This window comes from Methanoculleus frigidifontis, from assembly GCF_030464345.1.
GTDB lineage: Archaea > Halobacteriota > Methanomicrobia > Methanomicrobiales > Methanoculleaceae > Methanoculleus_A > Methanoculleus_A frigidifontis.
This window is the reverse complement of record NZ_VCYH01000003.1, coordinates 301520-318311: the sequence shown is the minus strand read 5'-3', so window position 1 is coordinate 318311 and position 16792 is coordinate 301520. Positions and strand designations below refer to the sequence as shown.

General features: G+C 63.2%; 17 protein-coding genes. 11 read left to right on the top strand and 6 right to left on the bottom strand.

The window, feature by feature from the left end; translation table 11 throughout:
* Nucleotides 1-136: 136 nt before the first annotated feature.
* From FGU65_RS06390 to FGU65_RS06380, 3 genes are read left to right on the top strand one after another with little or no spacing between them, the layout of a single operon-like run.
* A complete protein-coding gene (locus FGU65_RS06390) occupies nucleotides 137-2419 on the top strand; it encodes a methyl-accepting chemotaxis protein (protein ID WP_301663594.1) in 2283 nt (760 codons plus the stop codon).
* Between the two features lie 16 nt (nucleotides 2420-2435).
* Nucleotides 2436-2915 carry a chemotaxis protein CheW gene (locus tag FGU65_RS06385; protein ID WP_301663593.1) on the top strand — a complete coding sequence of 160 codons (480 nt, stop codon included), beginning with the start codon at nucleotides 2436-2438 and terminating at the stop codon, nucleotides 2913-2915.
* Between the two features lie 13 nt (nucleotides 2916-2928).
* Entirely contained in the window at nucleotides 2929-3324 is a 396-nt protein-coding gene (locus FGU65_RS06380; RefSeq protein WP_301663592.1) for a response regulator, read from the top strand.
* A gap of 35 nt (nucleotides 3325-3359) precedes the next feature.
* On the opposite strand, the gene FGU65_RS06375 is transcribed toward FGU65_RS06380, so the two are convergent.
* A complete protein-coding gene (locus tag FGU65_RS06375) occupies nucleotides 3360-3929 on the bottom strand; it encodes a manganese efflux pump MntP (protein ID WP_301663591.1) in 570 nt (189 codons plus the stop codon).
* 11 nt (nucleotides 3930-3940) lie between these two features.
* Nucleotides 3941-4126 carry a hypothetical protein gene (locus FGU65_RS06370; RefSeq protein ID WP_301663590.1) on the bottom strand — a complete coding sequence of 62 codons (186 nt, stop codon included), beginning with the start codon at nucleotides 4124-4126 and terminating at the stop codon, nucleotides 3941-3943.
* Nucleotides 4127-4366: 240 nt separating this feature from the next.
* On the opposite strand from FGU65_RS06370, the gene kaiC reads away from it, so the two are divergent.
* The 5 genes from kaiC to FGU65_RS06345 all read left to right on the top strand — a co-directional run bounded on the left by kaiC (nucleotide 4367) and on the right by FGU65_RS06345 (nucleotide 9561).
* Nucleotides 4367-6097, top strand: coding sequence for a circadian clock protein KaiC (gene kaiC, locus FGU65_RS06365; protein WP_301663589.1), 1731 nt, complete (start codon nucleotides 4367-4369; stop codon nucleotides 6095-6097).
* Nucleotides 6094-6408: a circadian clock KaiB family protein gene (locus tag FGU65_RS06360; protein ID WP_301663588.1), complete on the top strand. Its 315-nt coding sequence runs from the start codon at nucleotides 6094-6096 to the stop codon at nucleotides 6406-6408. Before kaiC ends, FGU65_RS06360 begins: the two co-directional genes overlap by 4 nt.
* A 4-nt stretch (nucleotides 6409-6412) precedes the next feature.
* Entirely contained in the window at nucleotides 6413-6769 is a 357-nt protein-coding gene (locus FGU65_RS06355; protein ID WP_301663587.1) for a circadian clock KaiB family protein, read from the top strand.
* A gap of 25 nt (nucleotides 6770-6794) precedes the next feature.
* Nucleotides 6795-8177, top strand: a complete 1383-nt coding sequence (locus tag FGU65_RS06350; RefSeq protein ID WP_301663586.1) for a sensor histidine kinase — start codon at nucleotides 6795-6797, stop codon at nucleotides 8175-8177.
* Nucleotides 8178-8361: 184 nt separating this feature from the next.
* Nucleotides 8362-9561 (top strand): PAS domain-containing protein, encoded by a 1200-nt coding sequence (locus tag FGU65_RS06345; protein WP_301663585.1) that lies wholly within the window; start codon nucleotides 8362-8364, stop codon nucleotides 9559-9561.
* Between the two features lie 61 nt (nucleotides 9562-9622).
* Here FGU65_RS06345 and FGU65_RS06340 read toward each other — a convergent pair whose 3' ends face one another.
* The 3 genes from FGU65_RS06340 to FGU65_RS06330 form a co-directional block, all read right to left on the bottom strand.
* On the bottom strand, nucleotides 9623-10381 hold the full coding sequence (locus FGU65_RS06340) for an ABC transporter permease (protein WP_367652360.1): 759 nt from the start codon (nucleotides 10379-10381) through the stop codon (nucleotides 9623-9625).
* A complete protein-coding gene (locus FGU65_RS06335; protein WP_301663584.1) occupies nucleotides 10378-11304 on the bottom strand; it encodes an ABC transporter ATP-binding protein in 927 nt (308 codons plus the stop codon). The genes FGU65_RS06340 and FGU65_RS06335 overlap by 4 nt, the downstream gene beginning before the upstream one ends.
* A gap of 65 nt (nucleotides 11305-11369) precedes the next feature.
* On the bottom strand, nucleotides 11370-11795 hold the full coding sequence (locus FGU65_RS06330; protein WP_301663583.1) for a hypothetical protein: 426 nt from the start codon (nucleotides 11793-11795) through the stop codon (nucleotides 11370-11372).
* Nucleotides 11796-11900: 105 nt separating this feature from the next.
* On the opposite strand from FGU65_RS06330, the gene FGU65_RS06325 reads away from it, so the two are divergent.
* The 3 genes from FGU65_RS06325 to FGU65_RS06315 all read left to right on the top strand — a co-directional run bounded on the left by FGU65_RS06325 (nucleotide 11901) and on the right by FGU65_RS06315 (nucleotide 14712).
* A complete protein-coding gene (locus FGU65_RS06325) occupies nucleotides 11901-13310 on the top strand; it encodes a phosphoadenosine phosphosulfate reductase domain-containing protein (RefSeq protein ID WP_301663582.1) in 1410 nt (469 codons plus the stop codon).
* Complete coding sequence (hisH, locus tag FGU65_RS06320) at nucleotides 13288-13893, top strand: imidazole glycerol phosphate synthase subunit HisH (RefSeq protein WP_301663581.1); 606 nt, start codon at nucleotides 13288-13290, stop codon at nucleotides 13891-13893. The genes FGU65_RS06325 and hisH overlap by 23 nt, the downstream gene beginning before the upstream one ends.
* A 120-nt stretch (nucleotides 13894-14013) precedes the next feature.
* Nucleotides 14014-14712 carry a class I SAM-dependent DNA methyltransferase gene (locus tag FGU65_RS06315; protein WP_301663580.1) on the top strand — a complete coding sequence of 233 codons (699 nt, stop codon included), beginning with the start codon at nucleotides 14014-14016 and terminating at the stop codon, nucleotides 14710-14712.
* Nucleotides 14713-14775: 63 nt separating this feature from the next.
* Here FGU65_RS06315 and FGU65_RS06310 read toward each other — a convergent pair whose 3' ends face one another.
* Nucleotides 14776-16602: an AMP-binding protein gene (locus FGU65_RS06310; RefSeq protein WP_437344438.1), complete on the bottom strand. Its 1827-nt coding sequence runs from the start codon at nucleotides 16600-16602 to the stop codon at nucleotides 14776-14778.
* Between the last annotated feature and the right edge of the window lie 190 nt (nucleotides 16603-16792).

The following is a 16792-nucleotide window of genomic DNA, read 5'->3' as shown; positions in this document are numbered from 1 at the left end:
ACATAACTATAGAAAGAGGTTACTGTGAATGAGCAAAGGAGAGATACTGAATACTCTGAAGAGGATACAGAACGGAGATCTTGACGCCCGGGTAGATGAGAGCAGGGTAGATCCCGCAATGCGCCCGGTGGCAGAGATGATCAACGAAACACTCGAGCAGTTCGAGAAGCAGATGGAGGAGACCGTAGCTATACAAACAGAGGCAGATGCGCTCAAGCGACGGTTTACGCGGATGATCAGGGATAACCCGCTCGCCATCGCAGTGCTGCAGGCAGACAAGAGCCGCCTCGACATCAACGACGAGTATGCCCGGATGTGGCGGGGGACACGCAAAGAGACGCTTGCAAAGAAACTCTACGACTACGACATTACGGTCATCGGCGGCGACGATTTCTATGCCTGCTACGAGACGAAGAAGCGGGCGCGGACCGATGTCCTCGCCAAGTGGCCCGACGGCGTGCAGAAGTACCTGACCCTCAATGCCATCCCGATCCTCGATGAGAACGGCGAGATAGAGATGGCATTTTACGTCTGGAACGACTGGACAGATCTCCACGATAAGATGGACGAGGTTCAGAGAGCGCAGCTGCGGATGGACGCGATGATCCGGGACAACCCGCTTGCCATCGCCATCCTGGACCGGAACCGCCGGCGGGTAGAGTTAAACCGGGCATACGAAGAGGTCTGGCGGGGAACCCGCGACGAACTGCTCCGGAAGAGTATATCCGATTTTGACGTTCGGATCCTCAGTGGCGACGGGTTCTTCGCAACCTTTGAGGAACGGCGCCGGATGTTCAACGAGTTTGTCATCACGTTCCCGGACGGGGTCCGGAAGATCGTGCAGCTCCATGGCATCCCGATCTTCGACGATGCGGGGGAGGTTGAGATGGCGTTCTACATCTACGTCGACGTCACCGAGCAGCGGGAGCAGATGGAAGCGGTTCGGCAGCTGCAGCAGCAGTCCGATGCCATCGTCCATAAGAACCCCATCCCGATGCTGCTCTGCGATACCGCGATGAAGATCCTCGAGACGAACGAGTCGTTCATCGATCTCTCCGGCTACAGCCGCGAGCGAGTGCTCGGCATGAAGATCAGCGACTTCGACATCCGTGCCGTGGAGGGCGAAGGACTTGCCGGTGTTCTCAAAAACAAGCAGCGGGTCTTCGGTGAAGTGACCGTGCAGATGCCCACAGGCCTCTTCATCCTCCAGGAATGGGCCATCCCTCTGCTCAATGAGAAGGGCGAGGTGCACCAGATCCTTGCGGTCTTCGTCGACATCACCGAGCAGCGGGAGAAAGAGCAGCAGGTGCAGACGCTGATGGACGAGGCGCAGGAGAAGGCCGACATCCTTGACCGGAGCATCCAGGAGCTTGCCGCAGGCCTTGCCGCGGTCGCGAAAGGCGACCTGACCTACGCAGTGGCGATAGGCGATGCCGACCCGCTGGAGACGGTGAAGGCCGACTTCAATAGCGCTATGGAGGCAATAGCGACTGCAATCAGGGGTATCAACCGGGCCATCGTACAGGTGGAAGAGGGCACCGCCGAGACGAGCAAGGGCTCGGAAGAGATCGCAAAAGCCGCCGAACAGGTCTCGAACACGAGCCAGAAATGCGCCGACCTCGCCAAGCAGGTGCTCGACCAGATCGAGGATATCGACCGCCAGCTGGCCGACCTCTCCGCCTCCAATGAGGAGATCGCCAGCACTTCGCAGGACGTCCTCGACCGGGCGCGGAAAGCCGCCGAGCAGGGCGGCCGGGCGGAGAAGCTCGGCAGGGATGCCAACGTGAAGATGGCGGCCGTGGAGAAGATCGCACAGGAGAGCGTCGAGGAGATCGAAGGGCTCAACGCCCAGATGCGCGAGATCAACAATATCGTCAGGCTGATCACCGACATCGCCAATCAGGTCAACCTGCTGGCTCTGAACGCCGCCATCGAGGCCGCCCGAGCAGGCGAGCACGGCCGCGGGTTCGCGGTCGTCGCCGGAGAGGTGCGCAACCTCGCCGGTGAGGCGAAGAGCGCGACCGGCCACATCGAGAAGGTGATCGACGGCATCCAGACGAGCAGCGAGAAGACCGCCGCCGCGATCAAGTCTGCCAACGCCGAGATCGAGGTCGGGGTCGAGAGTGTCAACAATACCATCGAAGCACTGACGACCATCATCGCCGAGACGGAGTCGGTTGCGCACGGCATCGGCGAGATCGCCCGCGCCACCGAAGACCAGGCGAACAGCACCAATAAGGTCGTGCAGGGGATGGCGGAAGGCACGCGCCTTACAAAGGAGACGCAGGGGCAGATGGACGACCTCGCTGCCCTCGCTGAAGAGGCCAGCGCCTCGACCGAGGAGATCGGCAGCGCCGCCCACGAGATCAACCAGATGGCCGGCGACCTGCGATCGAAGATGCAGCGGTTCAGAACCTGAGATGAGGGGCTGCGGTATGGCAACAACCATCGATGTGGTGGAGTTCCAGCTTGGAAAGGAACACTACGCACTGGATATCCAGCTTGCGCGGGAGATCGTGGAGATGATGCCGATCACCCCCCTCCCCCGCGCTCCGGCCTATATCGCCGGGATCATCAACCTCCGGGGCGAGATCACGAACATCCTCAACCTAAACTCCCTTCTCGGGCTGCATGACGGAGAGACCGCCGAGAACCAAAAGATCATCGTTCTGGTCCCGGAGGCCGCCGGCGGCTCGAACGTCGGGATCATCGTCGACGACGTCAGCAGCGTCCGCCAGGTGGCCGAGGATGAGATCGATGCAATGGACGATGCTGCCTCGAGCGCCGCCTACGTCAAAGGGATCATTAAACTGGGCGCCGAGGACGAGGGCGACGGCAGGGACACCGACCGGACTGACCTGATCATCTGGCTCGACGTCCAGCGGCTCCTGCAGGAACAGGTGGCAACCACCTGATCCCCCTCTGCGCATGATCTCTGTCCTTCTCATCGACGACGAACCGGCGCTTCTGGAGATCGGAAAACTCTTCCTTGAGCGCCCCGGCGACCTCGCGGTCACGACCGCCGGGTCAGCACAGGAAGCGGCGGCCATGATCGAGGAGAACCAGTTCGATGCAATCGTCACCGATTATGCAATGCCGGACGTTGAGGGAGCGGAGCTTATCAGGAAGATCCGCATCCTTTGTGCAGATACCCCGGTCATCGTATTGTCCGGGCAGCCCCGGGACAAGATCGCCGGCGATTGCCTTTGCGCCGGAGCCGACGCCGTTCTCCAGAAAGGCGGCGATCCGGTGGCCAAGTATGGTGACCTGCACCGGATGATCGCCGGAAACGTCCGGTGCAGGTCTGACGCATTCCAGGAATAAGACGGAAGGGTCACCCCTCTTTTTTGACCGCCCCGTCACGCAAAGACGGTATTCTCAAGAACGATCCGCAGCCCGATCAGGATCAGGATGGCGCCGCCGATCACCTCGACCCGCCGCCCCAGGACCCGTTCGAGGCGCTGGCCTGAGAAGACGCCGGTAAAGGCGAAGAGCCAGGAGATGACCCCGATGATGACCGCCGGCACCAGGGGGACGTAGCCGAGCACCGCAAAGCTGATCCCGGCCGCAAGGGAGTCGATGCTCGTCGCAATCGCGAGGAGGGTGATACTCCCCAGGGTGAGGGCGGCGTGTGCCGCCGCTTCTTCTTCCACCCCGGTGATGCTCTCCCAGAGCATCTTGCCGCCGATCAGGGCGAGGAGCAGAAAGGCGATCCAGTGGCCGTACGCCGCGATGATCCCGGTGAAACCGGCGCCGAGCACCCAGCCGACGAGCGCCATCGCGAACTGGAAGAAACCGAAGAAGCCGGCGATGAGGAGGGCGGTTTTCATCCGCGCGGCATGATGCGTCGCCCCGATTGCGAGCGAGACCGCAAAACAGTCCATGGCAAGCCCGATGCCGATCAGCGTGGAGGTGACGAGGAACTCCATGCCGGCACCCCCTACTCCGCCCTCTCCGGCCGCAGCGGGTCGGCGGGTGCACGGTGGACGCCGCTCAGCCCCTGCAGCGCTGAATCGTCCGGCATCTGTTCAATCGATCTTTCGCTGCCGCCATACCGGCAGAACGACTCCCCGACCCCGGGGGGGAGGGGCAGGGATGCATCCGGGTACCGTTCGTCTTCCGCCATCCGATGACCACGCTCGTTGCTTTAAGCGGGTATGCAATGGAAATGCCTAGAACCTTTCTCTGCTGCCATACAACATGCACCCTGCCGGCAGGAAACTGCTCTCATCACGGCACACCAGCCCGAAAACAGCCTGCAGGGCGAACCGGGCCTCGAAAAGGCATTCTCAAAGCGCCTTCACGGGGTTATCATACGGAGTTTTAATAACAGTGGGACCCTACAGAACGGTTAACGCTGATCGTTATGCACGCCACAGAACATCCCGGAAGATCGACCCGTACCGAGCTGCCGAAAAGCCCGACAGGCATCCGGGGCCTCGACGAGGTCACTGGGGGCGGCCTGCCGCAGGGGCGCACCACCCTCATCGTCGGGAAGGCGGGGTCCGGCAAGACCCTGCTCGGGATGGAGTTTCTGGTGCACGGCGCAGAGGAGTACGGGGAGCCGGGCGTTATCATCTCCTTCGAAGAGTCGGCCGCCGATCTCGTCCAGAACGTCGCTTCGCTCGGCTACGACGTACAGGATCTCTGCGACCGGGGCCTTTTTGCGATCGACCACGTGGAGATCTCCCGGAGCGACATCATCGAGACCGGGGAGTTCGACCTCGAGGCGCTCTTCATCCGGCTCGCCTACGCCATCGACTCCATCGGAGCAAAGAGAGTCGTCCTCGACACCATCGAGTCGCTCTTCTCCGGTCTTGCAAATACCGGGATCCTCCGCGCCGAACTCAGGCGGCTCTTCTTCTGGCTGAAGGAGAAAGGCGTCACCGCAGTCGTCACCGGGGAGAGCGGCGAGGCGACCATGACCCGGCACGGCCTCGAGGAGTACGTCTCGGACTGCGTGATCCTCCTCGACCACCGGGTGGACGAACAGATCTCCACGCGCCGCCTGCGGGTGGTGAAGTACCGCGGTTCGGTCCACGGCACCAACGAGTATCCCTTCCTGATCGACGAGACCGGGATCTCCGTGCTGCCGATCACCTCGACGGGCCTTGTGCATACCGTCAGCCAGGAACGCATCTCGAGCGGCGTCGAGCGCCTCGATGCCATGTTCGAGGGCGAGGGCTTCTACCGCGGCAGCACGGTCATGATCACGGGGACGCCCGGAACCGGAAAGACCAGTTTCGGGGCGAGTTTCGCGCATGCCGCCTGCCTCAGAGGGGAGAAGTGCCTCTACTTCTCGTTTGAGGAGTCGCCCGACCAGATCGTCCGCAATATGCAGTCGATCGGCATCGACCTTGCGCCCCACATTGCAAGCGGTCTGCTCGCGATCCATTCCTCCCGGCCGACGATGTACGGCCTTGAGATGCACCTTGTTCTGATGCTTAAAATGATCCAGGAGCTGCAGCCTGCTGTCGTGGTGATCGACCCCCTGACCGACCTCATCACCATCGGCACCCAAAAAGACGTCAAGGTCATGCTCACGCGCCTGATCGACTATCTGAAATCAAACGGGATCACCGCCCTCTTCACGCACCTCGTCCACATCCAGGAGGCGGCAGCCCCCGCAAACCCTGTCGTCTCCTCGCTCATCGACACCCTTATCCGGCTGCAGGACGTCGAGTCCGCCGGGGAGCGCAACCGCGGGCTCTACGTGCTGAAGTCCCGGGGGATGGAGCACTCCAACCAGATCCGCGAGTACCGGATCACCGGCGGGGGGATCGAACTCGCCGACGTCTACGTCGGGCCTGCCGGTATGTTCATGGGCACCGCCCGGTTCGTGCAGGAGGCACAGGAACGCGCGGAGGAAGCAGCGCGGAGAGAGGAGATAGCGTTCCGAAAGCGGGAGCTTGAACGGAAACGGAGCGCCATGGAAGCCCGGCTCGCCGCCCTGCAGGGCGAGTTCGCCGCGGAGGAGGAGAACCTCCGAAGATTGATCCAGGCGGAGAGCCGCAGGGAGAAAGGCAGGGACGCAAGCGTCCGGGAGATCGAGAAAATGCGCCGGGCCGATGCGGCCGCACCCAGGGAGGAAGAATGACCGATACACAGAAGACAGCCGGAGAGGAGAACGGGGAGGTCTACACGCTGCGGCTCTACGTCGCCGGCCAGACCCCGAAGTCGCTCGCCGCGTTTGCCAACTTAAAGAGACTCTGCGAGGAGCACCTCGCCGGGAGGTATACGATCGAGGTGATCGATCTCCTCGAACACCCCCAGCTTGCCCGGGGCGACCAGATCTTTGCCGTTCCGACGCTGGTCCGGAAACTCCCCCCGCCCCTGCGCAAGATCATCGGCGATCTCTCGAACACCGAGAAGGTTCTCGTCGGGCTGGACATTCAGCCCCGGAGCTGACGATATGAACGACGGAAAGAACGAGCATACAGAGGAACGGTTTTCGGCGACGGACGAGTTCGAGCAGGCAGCGGCGCGGACGCCCGCCCGCTACGTCCTGCGACTGTATGTTGCGGGAATGACGCCCCGGTCCCAACGGGCGATCGAAAACATCAAGGAGATCTGCGAGACACACCTTGCGGGGCGCTACGACCTTGAGGTGGTCGATGTCTACCAGCAGCCCGAGCGGGCGCAGGAAGCCCAGATTGTTGCGGCTCCGACGCTGATCAAGCAGCTCCCCCTGCCGCTCCGGAAACTGATCGGTGATATGTCCGATACCGACCGCGTCCTGATCGGGCTTGGGGTCCAGGAAAAGGAGTAACCGGCCGCTTCACCGGAGATACGGAATGCAGAAACCTGAACAGCAACCCGATACGAGCGCTCCCCGTCTGCCGCGGGAGGAGGAACTCCTCCACGTTATTGAGGAGCTCTACGGCGGCTTTGCCGAGGCGGAAGAGACGCTTTCGGCGATCCGGCGCGGGGAAGTCGATGCATTCCTGGTCTCCACGGACGAAGGGGAGAAGATCTACACCTTAAAGACCGCCGAACATCCCTACCGCATCCTCATCGAGCAGATGCGGGAGGGGGCGGCGATCCTCTCTGCCGACGGCACCATCCTCTACAGCAACGCGAGCTTCGCCCGGCTGCTCGGGATGCCGCTCGAGAAGGTGATGGGGGAGTCGGTTCACGGCTTCATCGGCCCCGCCGGCGCAGAGGACTTCCGGCAGACGATGGCGGCAGGAGAGCCCGCCGGCAGCACGGGCGAGAGCGCGCTGCAGGCGAACGGGGGAGGACTGGTGCCGGTCCATCTCTCCCTGAAGCCGATGCCGATGGACGGCGTGCAGGCATACTCCCTGGTCGTCTTTGACCTGACCGAGCGCAAGGTTGCGGAGGAGAGGCTGCAGCGGGCGTACGACGAACTCGAAGACCGCGTGAACGAGCGGACCGCCGAGCTGGCAGCGTCCAACGCCCGGCTTCAGGTCGAGATTGAGGAGCGCAAACGGGCTGAAGCAGCGCTCGTGCGCCGGACCGACGATCTCGTCCTGAAGAGTGAGGAACTCGAGGCCGCCCGCGACGAGGCGAACATCTATCTGGACATCATGACCCACGACGTCCGGAACGCCAACAATGTCTCGAGCATGTACGCCGATCTCCTGGTCGACCTGACGGCAGGCGACCTGCAGACCTATGCAGAGAAACTGCAGGGCAGCATCGGGCGGAGCAGCGAGATCCTGATGAACGTCGCCACCATCCGGCGGACACAGACGGAAGGCGGACGCCTGGTGCCGGTGAACCTCGACGCCGTCATCAAAGAGGAGATCAGAAACTTCCCCGGCGCGGCGATCCGGTACGACGACCCCGAGGTCGAGGTGCTGGCCGACAATCTTCTGCCGGTGATCTTCACGAACCTGATAGGCAACGCCGTCAAGTTTGGCGGAGCGGATGTCGCCGTCACCATCACCGTCGAGGGGCGGGGCGCCGAAGTGCTGGTGACGGTCGCGGACACCGGCCCCGGCGTGCCGGACGAGGTGAAGGGCAAACTCTTCCACCGGTTCGAGCGGGGGAGGGCCAGCGGGAGAGGGGAAGGCCTCGGACTCTACATCGTCCGCACACTCGTCGAACGCTACGGCGGAACGATCCGGATCGAGGACCGGGTCGCAGGGAAACCGGAGGAGGGGGCGGCCTTCCGGTTCACGCTCCGGCGGACCGACCGCTCGGAAAACGCATAACCTGGCACCGAAAGAAACAATTTTTCGTTCAATTCCGCCCTACGTGAAACATCGGTCAGCAATTTACTTATACCAGCAGGAAATATTGAGTATCACGACTGAGCGCTGGCCGTCCCCCTGCAGAGGGGGAGCAGAAGGCCGTGCAAAGCAGCAGCAAACGCCGGGAGATACACGAGGAATACTGATGACCCGAACCGCCGATATCCATACGAGCATGCAGGTGAACGACACCCTGCAGACTCTCCGGGAGCGGGCGGGCCCGGCCGAGCGGCGCCTCCTCGCTATGCTCGCCGCCCACATCGGCACCCTCGAAGACCGCGTCCGGCGGACCGAGCAGGAGTGCGAGCGGCTCCTGGACGAGAACGTAACCGACCACGCCATGCTGCGGGCGGTGATCGAACGGATGCCGGCCGGCGTGGTCGTCGTCGAATCACCGTCCGGAAGGACGGTTCTCGACAACGAACAGGTGAACCGCATCCTGCGGGATCCCTACCTCTCCACCAATGACGTGCGGGAGCGGCTCGGGCGGATCAGGCTGCACCCCGACGGCCGGCCGTACCGGCCCGAAGAGTGCCCGCTCTCCCGGTCGATCGCAACCGGAGAGCGGGTCACGGACGAAGAGATAGCGTTCGTCCGGCCGGACGGTTCCACCGGGTGCATGGCGGTGAGTTCCGCACCCGTCACCGCTCCCGGAGACGCTGCCCGGTACGGCGTCGCCGTCATCAGGGACATCACCGAACAGAAACAGGTCGAAGAAGAACTGCGTACAAGCAGGGACCGGGTGGCGCTGGCGCTGGACGCCCTGCAGGCCGGGGTTTCGTACTGGGACTTCGAGAACGACAGGGCGGAGTGGAACCCCCGGCAGTACGAGCTCCTCGGCTATGCGCCCGGGAGCGTCGAACCGGGCATGCCCGCCCTGGTCGACCGGCTGCACCCGGGCGACCGCGACCGCGTCCTCGCAGAGCTTGAACGGAGCAGCCGTGAACGGAAGGATTTCGTGATGGAGTATCGCGTCTGCCTGCCGGGCGGCGAGGAGCGCTGGGTGCGCTCGGTCCGCAGGTTCGCCTACAATGCTGCCGGCCGGGCGATTTCAAGCCACGGGATCATGTACGAGATCACCGACCGGAAACACCACGACGCGATCCGGCAGAAAGCCTACGACCAGATCGAGCAGAACATGGAGCAGTTCGCCATCCTCGGCGACCACATCCGTCACCCCCTGCAGGTGATCCTGGCACGGGCGGATCTCATGGACGATGCCGAGGCAGCCGCGAGTATCCGCCAGCAGGTGCGGCGGATCAATACGATCGTCAGGCAGCTCGACCGGGGCTGGGTCGAGTCGCGGGCGATCCGGGAGTTTTTGCGGAAGAACGAGATGGCGTGAGAATCGGGCCCCCGGAACGTCAGCGCTCTTTTCCAATCTTCCCGGAGCGTCTCCCCGCCCGTCAGAGCCTCTTTGAGAGCGTCCGTGCGTGCAGCAGCATCGCCGCCCCGAGAAAGAGCAGGGAGAATGCGGCGAGCACAGCGAGATCGAGGGCGACCGGGTAGGCGTTCGCCTCGCCCATCGCAGCGCGGGCGATATCGGTGAAGTAGGTCAGCGGCGATGCAGCCGCGAGCACCCGCCCCCAGGCCGGCAGCGACTCGACCGGGATGAAGATGCCGGAGATGAAGATCAGCGGGAACTTGATGAGCGAAGAGAGCATCATGATGTTCTGCGGCGCCCGCGCCGGAGGGACGGCGAGGAGGACACCGAGCGAGGCAAAGCAGAGCGCGGCGAGGAGGATGCCGGCGAGCAGGGCAGCCGGCGACGTGATCGTCACGCCGAGCGCTACCCCGATCCCCACCGGAACGAGGGCTATCAGCGCCCCGAAGAGGAACGATGCCAGCACGTCCCCGAAGACCAGCGCCGGGACGGTGATCGGGGCGGCCGCGAGCCGCTCCAGCGTCCGCGCCTGGGTCTCCCAGGGAAAGATCACCGGCGAGACCGCCGTCGCGGTGAAGAAGACGGTCATCGCGAGCAGCCCGGAGATGAGGAACGGGACCGACGCAAACCGGTTGCCGAGCGAGAAGGCCAGAAACAGGAAGAGCGGGATCAGCAGGCCGAAGATGACGACCGGGCCCTTGACGTAGTAGATCCTGATATCCTTCCGGGCGACGGCGAGCGACCGCCGCAGCTGCTCTCCGAGCCCGGCGGGCCGGATCATGCGTCCCCTCCGGTGAGCCTGAGGTAGACCTCGTCGAGCGTCGGCGAGAGCGTGGAGAGCGAGAGGATCCGGGCGCCGGACGACCGGGCGGCCGCAACCACCGATGCTATCGCGGCGTCGGTGTCGGCGGTCTCGAGCCGCCAGGTATCGCCGTGCTTCGAAACCCGGTCGATCCCGGGAAGACCGGCGAAGACGGGCGCCTCTACCGGGCGGTCGAACCCGACCTCAATCATGAACATCCGGTTGATCGCCTGCTTCAGCCGTTCCGGTGAATCGATCGCCGCAATCCTCCCGGCCCGGATGATCCCCACCCGGTCGCAGAGCCGGTTGGCCTCGTCCATGTTGTGCGTGGTCAGAAAGATCGTCGTGCCCGCCCTGCTGCGCTCGCCGAGGATCTCCAGCATCAGGTGCGTGCTCTGCACGTCAAGCCCGCTCGTCGGCTCATCGAGGAAGAGCAACTGCGGGTCGTGCAAAAGCGCCATCGCCAGGATCAGCCGCTGCCGCATGCCCTTGGAGAAGCCCGCAACCTTCTGGTCCCGCCGGTCGGCAAGCCCGAGCTCCTCCAGGAGATCGGCTGCGGGGCGCCGGGCGGCGGGGCGCCGGAGGCCGTAGAGGTCCGCCATCAGCATCAGGTTCTGCCACGCCGTCAGGTCATCGTAGGCGTTCGCCGTCTCCGGGACGACGCCGATTGCCTGTTTGCCCCGCACCGGCTCTTGGACGATATCGTGGCCGAGGATAGCAATGCTCCCGCTGTCCGGGGCGATGATGCCGGTGAGCATCCGCACGGTCGTGGTCTTGCCGGCACCGTTCGGGCCGAGGAACCCGAAGACCTCACCGCTGTGGACATCGAACGATATGCCGTCGACGGCGGTGCGGCCGTTGTAGGCTTTGCGGAGATCGTGCACTTCGATGGCTTTTGACATCCTGGCTCTCATGGCGAGTGATACAAACGTAGCCTATCCGGCCATATACAGGTTTCCCTCCCCGATCAGCCCTGCTGCACCGCCCGCACAAGAGCGATCTCCGGGCAGTCCGGCCCGCCGAGGAGCGCGACGATAGCCTGGACGTACGGCTCCTGGCGCGTGAGGCTCGGTGAGACGGCAGGGTCGCATCGCTGCTCCTTTCGGCCCATCTTTGCATGCCCGGTGGCGATGAAGTGCAGGAAATCCTCTTTGGTGAGGTTCCACCGGACGTTGACCTGCAGGCGAACGAAGTCTTCGTTCTTCGGGTGCAACGAGAGCACTGCACGCGTCCCGGGCAGCGGCACCGGCGCACCGCCGTGCGATCCGGCGAGATCGACGACGCGCCGCCACAGCCGGTCGCAGGCGATCGCGGCGTCGGGGCACGACCTGCAGTAGCGGTTCGACGGCGGCATGCCGTCCCCGCGGTACCGACAGCAGAAGCGCGGATCCATGCACCTGTTTTCGGCGGCCTGACTCTTAAAACCGGCCGATACGGTACCGCCCCGGCGGAACGTCGCCAATACTTATCTCTGCAAAAACCAAAGATCAGAGGACACATGCCCCGCATTTATTTAGGGAAGATCCTGCTCCGGTGGTGCGACGCCTGCCACGCTCCGGTGATGGCGGAGACCTGCGGTTGCGGCGCCGCCACGCGCCCGGTCTCGGTGACGCCGCCGGGCGACGCACGCCCGGCGTTCCGGGGCGACATCGACCTCGTCAACCGGATTTACCACGACGCTTTCGGAAGCGCCCTCATCCCGGACGGCCACCTGGCGCTGATGAACAAGGTACCCTCCGAGGACCGGATGGACGAGATCGTCATGGGCGGTGCGGTCGTCGGCGCCATCCGCTACCTCCCGGAAGAGGGGCGCTGGGAGGCGCTCCCCCGCCCCCACGCTGCGCTCTACATGACCCCAAAAAAGCGCTTCGTCGTCGCCGACGACGGCGCCGTCCCCTCGATCCGGGACGAAGGCGCAAGCCTTCTCGCGCCCGGACTCGTCGCGATCGACCCCGCCGTGGCCGTAGGCGACGAGGTCTTCATCCTCTCCCGGAACGGCGAGTGCATCGGCGTCGGGAGGGCGAAGGTCGGCGCCGCCGACGCCAAACAGATGGAACGCGGCACCGTGGTGCGGACACGCAAAAATCTTGCCGCATCCTGCATCCCCGGCGAGGCGGACTGGGATACCGCCGTCGCCGCCAACGCACCGACGACCGCCGCGTACGAAGCGGCGGCGATGCGGTTCGTCAGGGATGTCGTGGAGAGAAACCCGGAAGTGCCCCCGACCGTCTCCTACTCGGGCGGCAAAGACAGCCTCGCGGTGCTCCTCGTCGTCCTCGAGGCGATCGGGAGAGTCCCGCTGATCTTCGCCGACACCGGCCTTGAGTTCCCGGAGACCTACGCGAACGTCGACGCCGTCGCCGAACGCTACGACATGCCGGTCGTCCGGATCGACGAGTCCGAGAACTTCTGGAAGACCTTCGACGAGCAGGGGCCGCCGGCGGTCGACTTCCGGTGGTGCTGCAAGGTCTGCAAGCTCCACCCGGTCGCCCACCTCATCGAGGAGCACTGGGGCGAATGCCTCTCCTTCATCGGCCAGCGCAAATACGAATCGGTGAAGAGAATGCAGAGCCGGCGGGTATGGCGGAACCGGCACGTCCCCTGCCAGCTCTCCGCCGCGCCGATCCAGACCTGGACGGCGATGCACGTCTGGCTCTACATCTTCGCAAAACAGGCGCCCTACAACCCCCTGTACGAACAGGGGCTGGACCGGATCGGGTGCTTTATGTGTCCGTCCAGCGATATCGCTACGCTGAAACGGATCGAGGAGACCTGCCCGGACCTCTGGTCGACCTGGACGGAGCGGCTCGAAGACTGGCGGCAGCAGGAGCAGCTGCCCCGGGAGTGGATAGAGGCAGGACTCTGGCGCAAGAGAGGCGGCAAGGATGAAGAAGATAGCTATAATTGATTACGGTGTCGGGAACCTGCGGAGCGTTTACCGGGGGCTCGAGCGTGCCGGTGCGGACGCGACGATCACCGCGGACGCCGCCGTCATCGCCGCCGCGGACGGGATCGTCCTGCCCGGCGTCGGGGCGTTCCGCGAGGGGATGGAGATGCTCGGCGACCTGCAGGAGACGGTGATCGCCGCGAGCCGCGAGGTGCCGGTCCTCGGGATCTGCCTCGGGATGCAGATGCTCATGGAGTCGAGCGAAGAGCACGGCACCCATAACGGCCTCGGGCTGGTGCCCGGTTCGGTGAAGCGGTTCCCCCCCGCGCCCGGGATGAAGGTGCCGCACATGGGGTGGAACAGCCTCCGGATAGAGCAGGACGACCCGCTCTTCGACGGGCTCATGAACGAGAGGTATGTCTACTTCGTCCACTCCTTCTACGCCGCGACCACGCCGGAATGCACCCTGACGACAACCGAGTACATCTGCCCCTTCGCCTCGTCCATCAAAAGCGGCAACGCCTACGGCGTCCAGTTCCACCCCGAAAAGAGCGGGGCCGTGGGGCTGCGGCTCCTTGAGAACTTTATCGAGCGGATCTGCTAGATCGGCCGGATATATCTTTTCCCAAAAAACGGCCGCAGCACGGGTAAAAGGCCGCACGTTGTAGTATGCGAGCCACGGCGAGCGCAAAGCCCTTATCGCGTCCCCTGATCAATGTGAATCATGCATACTTTCTCAGATACAACAGAAGAGAGCAGACGACGATGGGAAATGAATGCCGATTTCTGGGATGCGAGAATGGGTGATACGGCCAATGTTTTTCACTGCACTATCGTACGCCCCCGTACGGAGCAATCGCTCGATATTCGCGCAGGAGAACTGGTGCTGGATATCGCCTGCGGGAACGGCAATTTTTCACAGCGGCTTGCGGAAAAAGGCGCCGAGGTTGTTGCATTCGATTACAGCGAAAAGATGATCGCCCACGCAAAACGACGCCGTTCGGCATACCTGGACAGGATAGCGTTTCATGTCTGCGACGCTACGGACAGTGCGCAGCTGCGGTCCCTGGAACCGGGGAGACCGTTCGATAAAGCGGTTGCAAACATGGCGGTTATGGACATCGCTGATATCGAACCGCTGTTCCGGGCAGTAGGTGAAATGCTGAAGCCCGGGGGAATATTTGTCTTTTCGACGCATCATCCCTGCTTTGTGAAGCCGCAGGATACATACCGGACACCCTGCGTTCATGAAGGGGAAGCTATCAGAAGACAGCCGATTTTGCAGTATTATTACCACAGGCCGTTGCAGGAGATTTTCCAACTGGGGTTTGATGCCGGGTTTGTGATCGACGGCTTTTTTGAAGAACTGGATGATGATAAGGAACATCCCGTCATCGTGATTGTGAGACTGAAAAAACGATAGCGGGGGACCAGAGTCTCTCGTGGCGGCACATCTGCCAATCATCCCGCAAGAGCCCAAAAAAAATTATTCCTGGCCGTTCGCCAGCCGCTGCAGTTCCTGTTCGCGCAGGACGTTCCGCTTGATCTTGCCCGAGAGCGTCTTTGGCAGTTCCGGCACGAACTCGATCGAGCGGGGGTACTTGTAGGGGGCGGTCGTATTCCGCACATAGTTCTGCAACTCCCTCACCAATGACTCCGACGGCTCGAACCCGGGATTTAAGACGACGAACGCCTTGACGATCATCCCGCGGAGGAGATCGGGCGACCCGACCACGGCAGACTCCTGGACGGCCGGGTGCTCGAGGAGAGCGCTCTCGACCTCGAAGGGGCCGATCCGGTAACCCGACGATTTGATGACGTCGTCGTCGCGGCCGACGAACCAGAAGTAGCCGTCCTTATCCCGGTAGGCCTTGTCGCCGGTATAGTAAAATCCGTTGACGAACGACTCGCGGTTGGCCTCCGGGTTGTCGAGGTACTCGACGAAGAGACCCGGCGGCCGGGGATCGAGGCTGATGGCGATCCGCCCCTCGTCTCCGACGGAGACAGGGTTTCCGTCGTCATCGTGGAGCTCGATCCGCCATCCCGGCGAGGGTTTCCCCATCGAGCCGGGCTTGTTCTGCATGCACGGGAAGGTGGCGATACAGCAGGCCGTCTCGGTCTGCCCGTAGCCCTCGTAGATCGTAAGCCCCGTGCCCTCCTTCCAGACCCGGATCACCTCCGGGTTTAAGGGTTCGCCGGCACTGCAGCAGTGGCGCAGGTAGCGGAAGTCAAACTTGTCGAGGTCGGCCAGGATCAGCATCCGGTAGACCGTCGGCGGACAGCAGAGGGTGGTCACCTCGTAGCGCTCGATGAGGGGAAGGAGCTCCGTCGCCTCGAACTTCCCGCGGATGTCGTAGACGAACTGACAGGATCCCTGGATCCACTGCCCGAAAATCTTGCCCCAGGCGCACTTCGCCCACCCGGTATCCGAGAAGGTGAAGTGCAGGTCGTGCTCGCCGACGTCCTGCCAGAGCCCGGCGGTCACGATATGCCCGAGCGGGTAGCTCTGGTCGTGGAGCACCATCTTTGCGTTGCCGGTGGTGCCGGAGGTGAAGTAGATCAGCATCGGATCGGTGGCTCTCGTCTTCTTGCCGACCGGCATGCTCACCGAGTGGTGCGAGACCGGAGCGGGATAATCGATCTCGTGCGGATAGCTCGCCCAGCCCTGCCGTTCGCCGTCCACCAGGAACCGCTTCGTCAGGGACGGACATTCGTTGCAGATCGCATCGACCTTGTCGGCGTTCTCACTGTTCGTGATGACCATCTTGAACTTCCCGGCGTTCACTCGGTACTTGATGTCCTTCGGCGTCAGCATCGTCGGGCAGGGGCAGAAGACCGCACCGAGCTTTGTGAGGGCAATGACGAAGATCCACCACTCCGGCACGCGGGGAAGCATGAGCATCACGCGGTCGCCCTTCATGATCCCGTACTTCAGCAGGATGTTGGCGGCGCCGTTCGAGAGGTTCTTTAAGTCCCGGAAGGAGTATTTCTTCTCGTCTCCCTGCTGGTTCACCCAGATCATGGCGAGCTTGTTCCGGTCGGTCTCGGCCCACCGGTCGATGACGTCGTAGCCGAAGTTGAAGTGCTGCGGGACATGGATCGAAAACTCCGCATTGGTCTCGTCGTAGTCGAGCATATTGTGCTTCCGCCCCGGTGCACCACCGTTTCCAGGTGATGCGGCGACCGTCGGATGATCCCCGAACGCCGGTGCACCGTTGAGGTATGCTGTGCAGACCTCATTGATCCACTCGGACCGGGAAACATCACGGGCGCCCCGTGCCTCGTCGATCCGTTCCGCAAGGGTGTCACTCATCGTGACAGAATATCGCACCATGCAGAAATGTCGATGGTGCACCTAATCAGAGTTTTGATTTTATCCTGCACCACTCTCCGGCGATCGGGTGCGGCGGGAGATCGGCGGCTCCGGAAACGGAAGGAAAGAGGGAGGAAACTTCTCATCGCCCGAACACCGAAGCGTGCTCTGTAACGTGCCTGCAATCCCC